Source organism: Pseudomonas sp. LBUM1660 (assembly GCF_059695935.1).
Genome location: NZ_CP166795.1, coordinates 1839370 through 1853124 on the forward strand (window position 1 = coordinate 1839370; position 13755 = coordinate 1853124).

General features: G+C 59.3%; 14 protein-coding genes. 6 read left to right on the plus strand and 8 right to left on the minus strand.

What is annotated here, in order from left to right:
* Positions 1 to 7 precede the first annotated feature (7 nt).
* The 3 genes from scpB to rluB all read left to right on the plus strand — a co-directional run bounded on the left by scpB (position 8) and on the right by rluB (position 2763).
* Positions 8 to 994 carry an SMC-Scp complex subunit ScpB gene (gene scpB / locus ACA068_RS08640; RefSeq protein WP_497309134.1) on the plus strand — a complete coding sequence of 329 codons (987 nt, stop codon included), beginning with the start codon at positions 8 to 10 and terminating at the stop codon, positions 992 to 994.
* A 148-nt stretch (positions 995 to 1142) separates the two neighbouring features.
* On the plus strand, positions 1143 to 1334 hold the full coding sequence (locus ACA068_RS08645; protein WP_497309136.1) for a DUF1289 domain-containing protein: 192 nt from the start codon (positions 1143 to 1145) through the stop codon (positions 1332 to 1334).
* Positions 1335 to 1491: 157 nt separating this feature from the next.
* Entirely contained in the window at positions 1492 to 2763 is a 1272-nt protein-coding gene (rluB, locus tag ACA068_RS08650) for a 23S rRNA pseudouridine(2605) synthase RluB (protein ID WP_403099344.1), read from the plus strand.
* Positions 2764 to 2926: 163 nt separating this feature from the next.
* Here rluB and ACA068_RS08655 read toward each other — a convergent pair whose 3' ends face one another.
* Both ACA068_RS08655 and ACA068_RS08660 read right to left on the minus strand, forming a co-directional pair.
* Entirely contained in the window at positions 2927 to 3892 is a 966-nt protein-coding gene (locus tag ACA068_RS08655; protein ID WP_497309138.1) for a M29 family metallopeptidase, read from the minus strand.
* Between the two features lie 69 nt (positions 3893 to 3961).
* Entirely contained in the window at positions 3962 to 4099 is a 138-nt protein-coding gene (locus ACA068_RS08660; protein WP_167360483.1) for a hypothetical protein, read from the minus strand.
* A gap of 931 nt (positions 4100 to 5030) precedes the next feature.
* On the opposite strand from ACA068_RS08660, the gene ACA068_RS08665 reads away from it, so the two are divergent.
* Both ACA068_RS08665 and arfB read left to right on the plus strand, forming a co-directional pair.
* Positions 5031 to 6446: an amino acid permease gene (locus ACA068_RS08665; RefSeq protein WP_497309140.1), complete on the plus strand. Its 1416-nt coding sequence runs from the start codon at positions 5031 to 5033 to the stop codon at positions 6444 to 6446.
* Positions 6447 to 6625: 179 nt separating this feature from the next.
* The gene (gene arfB / locus ACA068_RS08670; RefSeq protein WP_497309142.1) at positions 6626 to 7039 is read left to right on the plus strand and encodes an alternative ribosome rescue aminoacyl-tRNA hydrolase ArfB; all 414 of its coding nucleotides are present in this window, start codon (positions 6626 to 6628) and stop codon (positions 7037 to 7039) included.
* Here the strand turns inward: arfB and ACA068_RS08675 are convergent.
* The 6 genes from ACA068_RS08675 to phhA form a co-directional block, all read right to left on the minus strand.
* Entirely contained in the window at positions 7036 to 8235 is a 1200-nt protein-coding gene (locus tag ACA068_RS08675; protein WP_497309144.1) for an MFS transporter, read from the minus strand. The two genes, arfB and ACA068_RS08675, sit on opposite strands and share 4 nt — an antisense overlap.
* Before the next feature lie 100 nt (positions 8236 to 8335).
* Positions 8336 to 8536: a hypothetical protein gene (locus ACA068_RS08680; RefSeq protein WP_497309146.1), complete on the minus strand. Its 201-nt coding sequence runs from the start codon at positions 8534 to 8536 to the stop codon at positions 8336 to 8338.
* A gap of 77 nt (positions 8537 to 8613) precedes the next feature.
* Complete coding sequence (locus tag ACA068_RS08685; protein ID WP_010461912.1) at positions 8614 to 8745, minus strand: hypothetical protein; 132 nt, start codon at positions 8743 to 8745, stop codon at positions 8614 to 8616.
* A 276-nt stretch (positions 8746 to 9021) separates the two neighbouring features.
* Positions 9022 to 10215: an amino acid aminotransferase gene (locus ACA068_RS08690; RefSeq protein WP_497309147.1), complete on the minus strand. Its 1194-nt coding sequence runs from the start codon at positions 10213 to 10215 to the stop codon at positions 9022 to 9024.
* Positions 10215 to 10571 (minus strand): 4a-hydroxytetrahydrobiopterin dehydratase, encoded by a 357-nt coding sequence (locus ACA068_RS08695; RefSeq protein WP_497309148.1) that lies wholly within the window; start codon positions 10569 to 10571, stop codon positions 10215 to 10217. Before ACA068_RS08695 ends, ACA068_RS08690 begins: the two co-directional genes overlap by 1 nt.
* 117 nt (positions 10572 to 10688) lie before the next feature.
* A complete protein-coding gene (gene phhA, locus ACA068_RS08700; RefSeq protein ID WP_010457022.1) occupies positions 10689 to 11477 on the minus strand; it encodes a phenylalanine 4-monooxygenase in 789 nt (262 codons plus the stop codon).
* Between the two features lie 397 nt (positions 11478 to 11874).
* Here phhA and ACA068_RS08705 point away from each other — a divergent pair, with 397 nt between their 5' ends.
* Positions 11875 to 13437: a sigma-54-dependent transcriptional regulator gene (locus ACA068_RS08705; protein WP_497309150.1), complete on the plus strand. Its 1563-nt coding sequence runs from the start codon at positions 11875 to 11877 to the stop codon at positions 13435 to 13437.
* Positions 13438 to 13755 lie beyond the last annotated feature (318 nt).

The window sequence follows — 13755 nt, forward strand, 5'->3', positions numbered from 1 at the left end:
TTGAATCATGAACCTGACTGAACCCCGCGAGCTGGCGCCATTGCTTGAAGCCTTTCTGTTGGCCTCGGGAAAACCGCAATCGCTTGAACGCCTGTTCGAACTCTTCGAAGAGGGCGAACGCCCGGAGCCGCCGGTCTTCAAGAAAGCGCTGACGATTCTGGCCAAGTCCTGCGACGGTCGCGCCTTCGAGCTGAAGGAAGTGGCTTCCGGGTATCGCCTGCAGATCCGCGAAAAGTTCTCGCCGTGGGTCGGCCGCTTGTGGGAAGAGCGCCCGCAGCGTTATTCCCGCGCCATGCTCGAAACCATCGCTCTGATCGCTTATCGCCAGCCGATAACCCGGGGCGAGATCGAAGACGTGCGTGGCGTGGCGGTTAACAGTCACATCGTCAAGACCCTGCTGGAGCGCGAGTGGATTCGCATCGTCGGGTACCGCGACGTGCCTGGCAAACCGGCGATGTTTGCCACCACCAAGGCTTTTCTCGATCACTTCAACCTGAAGAACCTCGACGATTTGCCGCCGCTGGCTGATTTGCGTGAGCTGGAGCCAGATCCCGTGCTCGATTTCGACGATGCGCCGGTGCCGGCTGGGTTGCAGGAGCTGGCAGATGCCAGCGCCGAGCCGGAGGAGCCCAAAGAGGAGACCAGTTTTCATACGCTGTTGCTGGAGCTGGACACCATGGAGGAGGGGATCAAGACCGACTTTGATGACATCCTGCGCGACGGCGAGGCGACTGGCTCCAATGAGGTTCTGGAGCTGCCGGAGCCGGAAATCGAAGTTGAACTTCACGTCGAGCCAGAAGCCACAGTCGAAGAAGAGCCGGAAGAAGAACTGGAAGACGACGTGCTCGGTGTCGCCGAGGCGCGCGAGAAACTCCTGGCTGCTGTCGCCGCTCTCGAACAGCCGAAACCCGAGCCCGAATTGAGCGACGAAGAAGCCGAAGCCCGCGCCCTGGCCGAAGCGATCGAAGCCGAACGCCGCGAATTCGAAGACTGACCCGGATCTTGTGGACGCCGATTCCCCTTGTGGGGGTGAGCCTGCTCGCGATAGCGGTGGGTCAGGCAACCATGATGTCGATTGACACTCCCTCTTCGCGAGCAAGCCCGCTCCCACAATGGTTTTGTGGTGTTGTCTGGAGTATTTGATGAGTTCTACCAAAGACCCGTGCATCAGCGTCTGCACATTCACCGACGACATCTGCCTCGGCTGCGGCCGCAGCAAACGCGAGATCAGGGCCTGGAAGAAACTCGACAAGGCTGACAAGCGCACGGTGCTCGCGGAGTCGGCGCTCAGGTTGATCAAACTCGGCGGCGCCGTTCGGCGTAAAAACAAATAACCTGGCAATCATCAGCTAGTCTCTGATGCGCGAACGCTCCTATGAGCGTATGATTCGCGACCCTTTGGCGATCCCTTTGCCCAAGTACCCAGTTTTACATCGCTTCAGGACGCTCAATTCAGGGCCGCCTGAACAGACCACACCGGGAGGTGCCCAGATGAGTATCAACGACCAGAAAGACGACCAGGAAATCGGCCCAGCAGGCGAAAAACTGCAGAAAGTCCTCGCCCGTATCGGCGTCGGCTCGCGCCGTGACGTAGAAGCCTGGATCAGCCACGGCCGCATCAAGGTCAATGGCAAAGACGCCACCCTTGGACAGCGCGTCGACATGCACGACGCCATCACCATTGATGGCAAGGTGATCAAGCGCGAAGAAGCCGCCGAGTCGGTACGCCGCGTGATCATGTACAACAAGCCCGACGGTGAAATCTGCACCCGCCTTGATCCGGAAGGCCGTCCGACCGTTTTCGACAAGATGCCGCGCCCGAAAGAAGGTCGCTGGATCAACATTGGTCGTCTGGACATCAACACCACCGGCCTGCTGATGTTCACCACCGACGGTGAGCTGGCCAACCGCCTGATGCACCCTTCCTACGAAATGGACCGTGAATACGCGGTACGTGTTCGTGGCGAAGTCGATGACGAGATGATCGAGCGTCTGAAAGCAGGCGTCGTCCTCGAAGACGGCCCGGCCAAGTTCACCGACATCAAGCAAGCGCCAGGTGGCGAAGGTTTCAACCACTGGTACCACTGCGTGGTGATGGAAGGTCGCAACCGCGAAGTTCGTCGTCTGTGGGAATCCCAGGGCCTGGTGGTCAGCCGTCTGAAGCGCGTGCGTTTCGGTCCGGTGTTCCTTAACTCCGACCTGCCGATGGGTCGCTGGCGCGAAATGAGCCAGTACGAAGTCGACATTCTGAGTGCTGAAGTCGGCCTGACCCCAGTGGCCATGCCGCAGATGAACGCCAAGAGCAAAGATAAGCTCGACCGCATGCAGCGTAAATCGTCGCGTCCAATGGGCAAGACCGAGCGCGTGCGTTCGTTGCGTCCAGCCATCGGCAACCAGACAGCGGCTACGCCACGTGATACTCGTGAACCGCATATCGAAGGCGAGCGTCCAGCCCGCAAACCAGCAGCGCCTCGTGCTGATGGCGAGCGCGGTCCACGCACACCGCGTCCGGCCAATGGTCGCACTGAACGTGGCGAAGGCCGTGGTGCGCCAAGCGGTGGTCGCAGTGATCGCGGTGCTCCAGCCGGTCGCGGTACGCCAGTGGCAGACCGTCCGGCCGACACCAAGCGCCCGGCCAAGGCACCGGCGAAGAAGCGCCCAGGCATTGTTCTGGTCGATAAGGATGCGCCATCGGGCAAACGCCGTGGTGCGCCAGCGGGTTCGGGCCAGCGTCCGGGGTTTGGCCGTCGCAAGCCTGAATAATCGGTAAGCGCCGCATAAAAAACGCCAACCTTCGGGTTGGCGTTTTTTTTCGTCTGACTTTAAGTAAGGTTGTGTTGTTGCCGACGCCTTCGCGGGCAAGCCTCGCTCCTTGGTTCGGCGGCGCCCTTGTAGGAGCGAGGCTTGCCCGCGAAGGCGTCAGCCGCTAGAACACAAACCGCCCATCAAACACCGGCTCATCATCCAGCGCCAACACCCCGCTGGAGAAGATCAGGTCCAGATGATGGCTGCCCTTGGCCCCACCACCCAACCCCAGATGCAGCCCGCAATGGCGCTCCTCGAACCCGGCATTGCGCGCATACAGCGCCTTCACGCCTTCATTGGTGCCGATCCCCAACTCCTCAATGCGCCGGTTCGACGGATTGGCCTCCAGGTACTTGTTGAAATCATGTTCCAGCCCCGGCACATCCGTGGCGATCTTGTGGATGGTCGAGTTCTCGATCCATAACTCCAGCGGCGAATCGAGCACCCCGTACTTGCGGGCAAACGGAATGGTGCTGAGGAACGTCCCCATGAACTTCACCTGGCCGTTAATCGCTTCGCTGTGCGTGGCAATTTCACCGGGCGCCAAATCAAAGTTGCCGACACCGTTGATATCCGTCCACCTCTTGATGCTATGCATCGGAGTTTCAAACCACGAGCCATGATCATCTTTGAAACTCAACGTTGTCGCGTGAGACATGCGCTGGATCAAGTGGCTGTTCAACCCGGCAATCCGCTGCGGGGTGACACTGAAAGTGTCGTAGAAGTAATCGCCGTAATCCTTGAACAGCAGCGACTTCTTCCAGTTCTCGGCCATCACACCTTGCAGCGCGCGGACAAACTCCGGGCCGTCGGGGCGAGGATTGGGCAGGGTGGAAGAGTCGTAGAAGAAAATGTACAAATCGCTTTCGGCTATCGCCTGGGCCAGCCGTTCGGTCGGTTCGAGGTCCAGGCGCATCGCGCTGAAACGGAAGGGCTGGCTGTCACCGGCCTGTTCGGCGATGGCGCCGGTCAGTGCCTCGTAATCAGCGGTGTGGCCGAGCAAGACCTTTGCCGGGTTGATGCCGGCAACGGCAGGGTGGTGTTCGAGGTAGTAAAGGAAATGCGAAATGGCGCGTTGCTTATCCATGTAGTCCTCCCTGACAAACCGAGAAAAAGTGGCAGGCACAACCGGCCGGATCGTGCCTGCCTGGGTGCCTTACAGAGGCCACATCGCCGTGCCGAACGGAACAACCGCGTCGGCTTGCATCATTTCAACGGCGGCTTCATGGGTCGGCGCTTCAAACCAATCGTCCAGTTGCAGTTCAGTGTCCAAGTCTTTTTCAAGTGCTTGCATTGTGAATCTCCTAGATGACTTTTTCGGTAAGTGCAGCGGCGCGTTTTTCAATCATTGAATATCGTGCCAACTTGCCGGTCGATGCGTTTCGGCAAGTCGCTGAAAACCTAGTCCAGAGGGTTTTAAATTGCAAAAAAATAATCAAATTAGTTTGGCGTAAACTTTTTATTCTGTTTTGTAGGCGCAGTTTTATCGATTAAAAACAAAAAACTAACTCGACCTTTTCCTTAGGAAGCTTCCTATCGTCAATTTGCAGTCGTCCTACAGATTGATCTGATTTGGAAATTGTTCGTTACAGCATGTAAAGAAAAGTTGACGGAATCACGCCCCAAAGCCCTTGGATTGACGCTTGCGGAAGGGGTGTAAGGAAAACCTGCCGCCAACTGGCTGGTTCGCGGTCATGAAGGGCTCTGGCCCGCTTGTTTCAGAGGCGCGGGACGGGTGAGATGCGCTCCATGCCTGTCGTGCAGGTGCATAACAAGAAGGAGGCGCAATGAACGCCGTGACTCATCTCCACATCTCCCTCGAGGACGACTTGTTCGTCGTCCCCGCCGAAGACCTGCAAAGGTCTGACCCAGTTTTTGCAGCCGCCCGAGACCCTCGGGGCGGACACAGGCAATCCCGGCAAACGACACGCTGATCCAGCGGTGTCTGGCAGCAGGGGGTTACAGGTGTACAATGCGCCGCGTTTTAACTGTGACCTCCTGCGCATCTGCGCAAACCTCAAGGCTATCCGCCTTGTTCACTCCGCCGCGCCACAAGCGTGTCGGGTTCGATTTCGTCACAGATAAAAACAAACAGGTGACGCATGACCGTTGTAAAAACGCTGAACTCCTTTTGCCTTCGCTGGGGTTTGATCGGCGCTGCTTGAAATCGCAACCGAGCAGCAACGTCTAACGAACATCATCAAACCTTGCGTGAGACCCTTTTCATGAGTGGACAAAACTCGCATTCAGGCGAGCTGAAACGCGGCCTGAAAAATCGCCATATTCAACTGATCGCCCTCGGTGGCGCGATCGGTACCGGGCTGTTCCTCGGCTCGGCCGGCGTACTGAAATCTGCCGGCCCGTCGATGATCCTCGGCTACGCCATCTGCGGCTTCATTGCGTTCATGATCATGCGCCAGCTTGGCGAAATGATTGTCGAAGAGCCGGTGGCCGGTTCCTTCAGCCACTTCGCCCACAAATACTGGGGCGGTTTTGCCGGCTTCCTGTCGGGCTGGAACTGCTGGATCCTGTACATTCTGGTGGGCATGTCGGAGCTGACCGCTGTCGGCAAATACATCCACTACTGGGCGCCGGACATTCCGACCTGGGTCTCGGCCGCCGGCTTCTTCGTCCTGATCAACCTGATCAACCTGGCCAACGTCAAAGTCTTTGGCGAGGCCGAGTTCTGGTTCGCGATCATCAAGGTCGTGGCGATTGTCGGCATGATCGCGCTCGGCAGCTATCTGCTGGTCAGCGGCCACGGCGGCCCGCAAGCCTCGGTGACCAACCTGTGGGCCCACGGCGGCTTCTTCCCGAACGGGGTTAGCGGTCTGGTGATGGCCATGGCGATCATCATGTTCTCCTTCGGCGGCCTGGAAATGCTCGGTTTCACCGCAGCCGAAGCCGACAAGCCGAAAACCGTGATCCCGAAAGCCATCAACCAGGTGATCTACCGGATCCTGATTTTCTACATCGGTGCGCTGGTCATCCTGTTGTCGCTGACGCCGTGGGACAGCCTGTTGGCGACCCTGAATGCGTCGGGTGATTCGTACAGCGGCAGCCCGTTCGTGCAAGTGTTCTCGATGCTCGGCAGCGACACCGCCGCGCACATCCTCAACTTCGTGGTCCTGACAGCGGCGCTGTCGGTGTACAACAGTGGCACCTACTGCAACAGCCGCATGCTGCTGGGCATGGCCGAGCAGGGCGATGCGCCGAAAGCCTTGGCCAAGATCGACAAGCGCGGTGTACCGGTGCGCTCGATCCTCGCTTCGGCAGCGGTGACGTTGATCGCGGTGTTGCTGAACTACCTGATCCCGCAAAACGCGCTGGAACTGCTGATGTCGCTGGTGGTTGCCACCCTCGTGATCAACTGGGCGATGATCAGCTTCTCGCACTTCAAGTTCCGCCAGCACATGAACAAGACCCATCAGACGCCGCTGTTCAAGGCCTTTTGGTACCCTTATGGGAACTACATCTGCCTGGCGTTCGTCGTGTTCATTCTCGGCGTGATGCTGTTGATCCCGGGCATCCAGATCTCGGTGTATGCGATTCCGGTGTGGGTCGCGTTCATGTGGGTGTGCTACGGCATCAAGAACAAGCGCAGTGCTCAGCATGCATTGCAGGCGGCAAACGCGAAGTAAGCGCCGTACGCAGATACAACAAACCCGGCCAATGTGCCGGGTTTTTTGTGCGTGCCGCAAACCCTTTGGAATTGCGCTGATCCTTGTGGGAGCGAGCAAGCCCGCTCCCACAGTGGATCTTCGGTGCCGGGGATCTGATTCGCGGTATCCTGCGCGTTCTGAATACGGGCGCTTTTTCCATGCTGGTGATTTCCAACAATGTGCATCTACCGGATACCGAGATCGAGTTGACGGCCATCCGCGCGCAAGGCGCCGGTGGGCAGAACGTCAACAAGGTCTCCAGCGCGATGCACTTGCGCTTCGACATTCCGGCCTCGTCCTTGCCCGAGTTCTACAAGGAGCGGCTGTTGGCGCTGCGTGACAGTCGCATCACCAGCGAAGGCGTGTTGATCATCAAGGCCCAGCAATACCGCACGCAGGAAGCCAATCGCGCCGATGCGCTGGAGCGGCTGGTCGAGTTGATCCTCAGTGCCACCAAAGTCGAGAAGAAACGCCGCCCGACCAAGCCGACCCTCGGTTCGAAGAAGCGTCGGCTGGAATCCAAGACCAAGCGGGGCAGCATCAAGGCCGGGCGCGGCAAGATCGACTTCTAGCGGGCGTCGCGCTCTTCGCGATACTTAGGCGCTTGTCGGTACAGATAAATGCTCAGTGCCAAACCGCTCAATGCGGCAATGGCGGCAAACAGGAAGATCGAGGCAAAGCCAAACCCGGCAGCAATCGCACCCGCCAGTGGCCCGGTAACTCCCAGCGACAAATCAATGAACAGCGAATAAGCCCCTACCGCCGCACCGCGACTGGAGGCGGGCACCAGGTTGACGGCTTCCACGCCCAACGCCGGAAACACCAGCGAAAACCCGAAACCGCTTAATGCCGCACCGGCCAGGGCCCAATGAGCATCCGGTGCCAGCCACAGCAGCAACAGCCCCAGGGTTTCCACCGACAGGCAGGCAATCGCCACGCGAAAGCCGCCGAGGCGGTTGATCAGGTTGCCGAACAACAGTCGTGCGCCGATGAAGCTGGCGCCGAACAGGCTCAGGCACAGCACCGCGTTGTCCCAGTGTTGCGTGGCGTAATACAGCGTGATGAAAGTAGCGATGGTGCCGAATCCGATCGAGCCCAGCGCCAGGCCACAGCCGTGGGGCAGTACCCGACCCAGCACATGCATGAAGGGCAACCGCTCACCGACGACAATCGGCGCGGCGGTTTTCGGCCAGGCGAGCGCCAGGCCCAGCACGGCCAGCAGCACGATGCTCACGCCCATGCTCCACAACCCCAACTCACCGACCAGCCACACCCCCAGCGGGGCGCCGATGGCGATCGCGCCATAACTGGCAATGCCGTTCCAGGAGATGACTTTGGCGGTGTTCGCAGCGCCGACCCGGCCGATGCCCCAACCAATCGAGCCCGAACCCACCAGGCTTTCCGCGCTGCCAAGCACCAGGCGGCCGATCAGCAGGCTGATCAGGCTCAGCATCGGCAGGCTCTGGGTCCAGGCCGAAACCAGCATGAACACGCCGCTCAAACCGCAACCGGCGAGACCGTACATCACCGCGAGTTTGCTGCCCTTGTTGTCGATAATTTTGCCGGCGTACGGCCGGCTGAGCAGGGTGGCCAGGTATTGCACGCTGATCACCAGCCCGGCGATCACGGCGCCGAAGCCGAGGTCGCTGTGGACGTAGCCGGGCAATACGGCGAGGGGAATGCCGATGTTCAGGTAGCCGATGAAGGTAAAGAGAACGATGGAAACGACTTGCAGCGTGACCGCCAGGGGGCGCTGGTTTTCAGACATGGGTAAAGGTCCACGGGAAAGCAGGATAGATAGGCTGCTTATGATAGCGGCGCGAACGGCCGTGGGGCGTGGAAAAGTAAAACTATTTGCCGAGCGGGGGTTACTCAGGGTTTTGCGGGGCAACCAGTTGGGTCGTGACCAGAGCGGCCAGGGCGTTTTCTTCGGTGCCGAAACGGGCGAGCAACGCGGCTTGTTTCTCGGGAGGCAGGCGATTCCAGATCTCGATCATCTTCTCGGCGGTGCCGATCAGGACGCTGGCTTGCTGCTCTTCATTAAAAGTAGGGCTGAATTCGTCGGTCATGGTGTGGAGCTCGGGGGTTCAGGCGGTGTGGAAAGCGCATGTTAGCGCTTTCCACACGGTCTGGCATTGCAGGTGTATCAGTCTTCGCTGTCGGCCTGGCGGCGTTCAGTGGCTTCTTTCGGCTCGGGCTGTTGGGCACCGGCTTGTTGCGTGGTTGTCTGCTCAGTTTCGTGCAGGCTTGGGAAGGGGAGATTAGGGATCTCGTGCATGTTTCGCGCTCCTCGCAAAGTCTGTTGATAGATCTGGTAGATCCGCGCTTTTAAAAAGCTTGGGCAGGATACAGCAGGAGAAATGACAAACAGACTTTTATATCCATTTGTTTCGACGGATGGAGTTGTCTAGACAGGTCTGTAGCAGCGCCACAAAACAAATGTGGGAGCGAGCCTGCTCGCGATAGCGGCGGCCACATTCAACATCAATGTGGCTGATTAACCGCTATCGCGAGCAGGCTCGCTCCCACAGGGGGCGCTTTGCAGGGCTTGAGGTTACTTGCAGACTTCGGCGATGGCCTCGGCCAGCAGATCAAGGCGGGTTGCATCGATCCCGGCCACGTTCGCCCGGCCGGTGCCGACCATGTATACGCTGTGATGATCACGCAGTTGTTTCACTTGCTCCGGCGACAGGCCGGTGTAGGAAAACATCCCGCGTTGCACACCGATATGCGCAAAACGCTCGCGCAAACCATGGGGTTCAAGCGCTTCCACCAGACCGCTGCGCAATTGCGCGATGCGCAAACGCATGGCTTCCACCTCGTCGGCCCAGAGGCTTTTCAGCTCGGGATCGCCAAGAATCGTCGCGACCACGGCAGCACCATGATCCGGTGGCGTCGACCACAGGTTGCGAGCGATGTTTGCCAGTTGGCTGCGGATATCCACCAGCTTCTCAGCGGTTTTCGCACAGACAATCAATGCGCCGGTGCGGTCCCGGTACAAACCGAAATTCTTCGAGCAGGAACTGGTGATCAGCACCTCCGGCAACTCGGCCGCGAACAGTCGCGTCGACCACGCATCCTGTTCCAGGCCATCGCCGAAACCCTGGTACGCGAAGTCAATCAGTGGCACCAGATCGCGGCTGCGCACCACGTCCAGCACGCGGCGCCAATCGTCATGGGACAGATCGAAACCGGTCGGGTTGTGGCAGCAGGCGTGCAGCAACACCACATCGCCCTTCGGCGCGTCTTTGAGCACTGCCAGCATGGCTTCAACGTCGAGGCGGTTGTCGCTGCCGACGTAGGGGTAATGACTGACCTTGACCCCGGCCGCCGCGAAGATGGTCTCGTGGATCGGCCAGGTCGGGTTGCTCAACCACACGCCACGGCCCGGCAGGCACTGGGCAATGAAATCCGCGCTCAGACGCAGCGCGCCGGTGCCGCCCGGGGTTTGGGTGGCGCCGGCCCGTTGTTCGGCGATCAGCGGGGAGTCGGCGCCGAGCACCAGCTCACTGATTGCCTTGCCGAACGCCGGTTCGCCGTGACCACCGATGTAGGTCTTGGTGGTCTGACGATCCACCAGCCGCTGCTCGGCGAGCTTCACGGACTGGGGAATCGGCGTCAGGCCCTGGGCATCTTTATAGACGCCCACGCCAAGGTCGAATTTGCGCGGGTTCGGGTCCTGCGCATAGGCCTCCATCAGGCCGAGAATCGGGTCTCCGGGAACTCGACCTATGGCGTCGAAATGCATTATTTGCGGCCCTCGGCGTCCTTGGCCACTTCGTCAGTGCGAGCGGCCATGATGAAATCATTGCGGTGCAGACCCTTGATGGAGTGGCTCCACCAGGTCACGGTGACTTTGCCCCACTCGGTCAGCAGGCCAGGGTGGTGACCTTCGGCCTCGGAGATTTCGCCGACCGCGTTGGTGAACGCCAACGCGTGCTTGAAATTCTTGAACAGGAACACTTTTTCCAGCTGCATCACGCTGTCGCGCACTTCGATGTTCCAGTCCGGGATCTGCTTGATCAGTCCCGGTAATTCTTCGTCGCTGACTTGCGGGGCACCGGCTTGGCAGGCTTCGCAGTGGGCTTGGTTCAATGTGGACATGATGGGTTCCTGAAATCGAATTATTAAAGGTTGGCCGCCAGCGGAACCGCGCGGTTTCACCACGCTAAACCAAAGCGTCGGCTCCTGACAGGCTCACTTGATTCTAAAAGCTGCGGATCACGCGGCTTTTTTAGGTGGAAATTTAGGCGCGTGCAAACCCAACTGCATGCCTTGCTTGACCATGGCCATGATGTCTTCATGAGCCACATCGAACAGGCGCTTGAGGTTCGGCAGGACAAAGTACAGCGGCTGCAGGATGTCGATGCGGTAGGGCGTGCGCATGCATTCCAGCGGATCGAAGGCCTGATGCTCAGGTTCGTCCGACAGGCAGTAAACGGTTTCTTTCGGCGAGGAGAGAATACCGCCGCCGTAAATGCGCAGGCCTTCTGGTGTATCGACCAGGCCGAACTCGATGGTCATCCAGTACAGGCGCGCCAGGTACACGCGTTCTTCCTTGGTGGCTTGTAGGCCGAGTTTGCCGTAGGTGTGGGTAAATTCCGCGAACCAGGGGTTGGTCAGCAGCGGACAGTGGCCAAAGATCTCGTGGAAAATGTCCGGCTCTTGCAGATAGTCCAGCTCTTCGCGGGTACGAATAAAGGTCGCCACCGGAAACTGCTTGTTGGCCAGCAATTCGAAAAAGGTCTGGAAAGGGATCAGCGCCGGAACCCGGGCCACTTGCCAGCCCGTGGTTTCACCGAGGACTTTGTTGATCTCGCCCAATTGCGGAATGCGGTCGTGGGGCAGACCGAGTTTTTCGATACCGTCCAGATACTCCTGGCACGCACGACCCTCGATCACTTTCAGTTGACGAGTAATCAGCGTGTTCCACACCGCGTGTTCTTCAGCGGGGTAGTCGATAAAACCTTGCGCATCGGGCTCGCGAGCCACGTACTGCGTCTGCTTCATGCTGCTCTCCTGCTAGGGGATTTCGTTCTTGTTATGTGCTGCTATGGACCTAGAAATACCCCAAGGCGTGCCGCGTTGCAGCAGGTGATCAGTTGTGTGTGTAGGAGAATTCGGTGTTTTTCGTAAAGTTTTCGTTACGGATTGACGCCTGTGGCGCAGCTATTGAGATTTACGGGTTTGAAACGGCGCACAGGTGTCACATAATCTTGACGACTATCTGAGCGCGTTGGCAAAAAACCTCTGGACGCACCGTAATTTCCTGTGGGAGCGGGCTTGCTCGCGAAGGCGGCCTGCCTGATACATCAATGTCCAATATGCCGACGCTTTCGCGAGCAAGCCCGCTCCCACAGGGTCTTTGCTTGGCAACAACCCATTCACCGTTTTTTCGGGCCTTTATATGCGTATCAAAGTCCACTGCCAGAACCGTATCGGCATCCTGCGCGACATTCTCAACTTGCTGGTCGAGTACGGAATCAACGTCGCTCGCGGCGAGGTCGGCGGTGAGCATGGCAATGCGATCTACCTGCATTGCCCGAACCTGATCAACATTCAGTTCCAGGCGCTGCGTCCGAAATTCGAGTCGATCGCCGGGGTATTTGGCGTCAAGCGTGTAGGGCTGATGCCCAGCGAGCGTCGGCACATGGAACTCAATGCCTTGCTCGGCGCCCTGGAGTTTCCGGTGTTGTCGATCGACATGGGCGGCTCCATCGTCGCGGCCAACCGTGCGGCGGCGCAGTTGCTGGGGGTGCGGGTCGATGAGGTGCCGGGGATTCCGCTGTCGCGGTACGCCGAGGATTTCGACCTGCCGGAACTGGTGCGCGCCAACAAGTCGCGAATCAACGGTTTGCGGGTCAAGGTCAAGGGCGATGTGTTTCTCGCCGACATCGCACCGCTGCAATCGGAGCATGACGACAGCGAAGCCATGGCCGGCGCGGTGTTGACGTTGCACCGGGCGGATCGGGTCGGTGAGCGCATCTATAACGTGCGCAAACAGGAGTTGCGCGGGTTCGACAGCATTTTCCAAAGCTCCAAGGTCATGGCGGCGGTAGTGCGCGAGGCCCGACGCATGGCACCGCTGGATGCGCCGCTCTTAATAGAAGGCGAAACCGGTACCGGTAAAGAGTTGTTGGCGCGTGCCTGCCACTTGGCGAGCCCTCGCGGTCAATCGCCGTTGATGGCACTCAACTGCGCCGGTCTGCCGGAATCGATGGCCGAGACCGAGCTGTTCGGTTACGGCCCCGGTGCTTTTGAAGGGGCGCGGGCCGAAGGCAAGCTCGGGCTGCTGGAACTGACGGCAGGCGGTACGCTGTTTCTCGATGGCGTCGGCGAAATGAGCCCGCGCTTGCAGGTGAAATTGCTGCGATTCCTGCAGGACGGATGCTTCCGTCGTGTGGGCAGTGATGAAGAGGTCTATCTGGATGTGCGGGTGATCTGCGCGACGCAGGTGGATTTGTCCGAGTTGTGCGCGCGCGGTGAGTTTCGACAGGATCTGTATCACCGCTTGAACGTGCTGTCGCTGCACATCCCGCCCCTGCGTGAATGCCTCGACGGTTTGACGCCGCTGGTGGAGCACTTCCTTGATCAGGCCAGCCGGCAGATCGGTTGCCCGCTGCCGAAACTGGCGCCCGCGGCCATGGAGCGGCTGAGTCATTACCATTGGCCGGGCAATGTCCGGCAGTTGGAGAACGTGTTGTTCCAGGCGGTTTCCCTCTGCGAGGGCGGGACCGTGAAGGCTGAGCACATTCGCTTGCCGGATTACGGCGTGCGTCAGCCGCTTGGCGATTTCTCCCTCGAGGGGGGGCTGGATGCGATTGTCGGGCGCTTTGAGAAAGCGGTGCTTGAGCGGTTGTATTCCGAGCATCCGAGCAGTCGGCAGCTGGGCAAGCGGTTGGGGGTTTCCCATACGACGATCGCCAATAAGTTGCGGGAGTATGAAGTCGGTAAAGACCCCGGCGCATAAGCACCTGCAATAACTTTATTGTGGCGAGGGAGCTTGCTCCCGCTCGGGCGCGAAGCGGCCGCAAAACCATCCGGCGCGACCTCCCTGTCAGGCCTCGACCAATCTTTTTGGGGCTGCTTCGCAGCCCAGCGGGAGCAAGCTCCTTCGCCACAGGGGACTCTGTTGGCTGCAATGGCCGGCACTTGCCACCAAACGGCATAACACCGCCGGTTTTTCGTCTCCGATACATTTCCCCAATCCCTGCAAAACCCCTCAAGTCCTTTGTTTGCCGGGCCTCGCGCCGCCAGAAAAAAGTTGGTCTGTAAATTGCTTATCGCT

Coding starts and splice junctions, on each gene's coding strand:
- scpB (WP_497309134.1), top strand. CDS start 8: ATGAACCTGACTGAACCCCGCGAGCTGGCGCCATTGCTTGAAGCCTTT.
- ACA068_RS08645 (WP_497309136.1), top strand. CDS start 1,143: ATGAGTTCTACCAAAGACCCGTGCATCAGCGTCTGCACATTCACCGAC.
- rluB (WP_403099344.1), top strand. CDS start 1,492: ATGAGTATCAACGACCAGAAAGACGACCAGGAAATCGGCCCAGCAGGC.
- ACA068_RS08655 (WP_497309138.1), bottom strand. CDS start 3,892: ATGGATAAGCAACGCGCCATTTCGCATTTCCTTTACTACCTCGAACAC.
- ACA068_RS08660 (WP_167360483.1), bottom strand. CDS start 4,099: ATGCAAGCACTTGAAAAAGACTTGGACACTGAACTGCAACTGGACGAT.
- ACA068_RS08665 (WP_497309140.1), top strand. CDS start 5,031: ATGAGTGGACAAAACTCGCATTCAGGCGAGCTGAAACGCGGCCTGAAA.
- arfB (WP_497309142.1), top strand. CDS start 6,626: ATGCTGGTGATTTCCAACAATGTGCATCTACCGGATACCGAGATCGAG.
- ACA068_RS08675 (WP_497309144.1), bottom strand. CDS start 8,235: ATGTCTGAAAACCAGCGCCCCCTGGCGGTCACGCTGCAAGTCGTTTCC.
- ACA068_RS08680 (WP_497309146.1), bottom strand. CDS start 8,536: ATGACCGACGAATTCAGCCCTACTTTTAATGAAGAGCAGCAAGCCAGC.
- ACA068_RS08685 (WP_010461912.1), bottom strand. CDS start 8,745: ATGCACGAGATCCCTAATCTCCCCTTCCCAAGCCTGCACGAAACTGAG.
- ACA068_RS08690 (WP_497309147.1), bottom strand. CDS start 10,215: ATGCATTTCGACGCCATAGGTCGAGTTCCCGGAGACCCGATTCTCGGC.
- ACA068_RS08695 (WP_497309148.1), bottom strand. CDS start 10,571: ATGTCCACATTGAACCAAGCCCACTGCGAAGCCTGCCAAGCCGGTGCC.
- phhA (WP_010457022.1), bottom strand. CDS start 11,477: ATGAAGCAGACGCAGTACGTGGCTCGCGAGCCCGATGCGCAAGGTTTT.
- ACA068_RS08705 (WP_497309150.1), top strand. CDS start 11,875: ATGCGTATCAAAGTCCACTGCCAGAACCGTATCGGCATCCTGCGCGAC.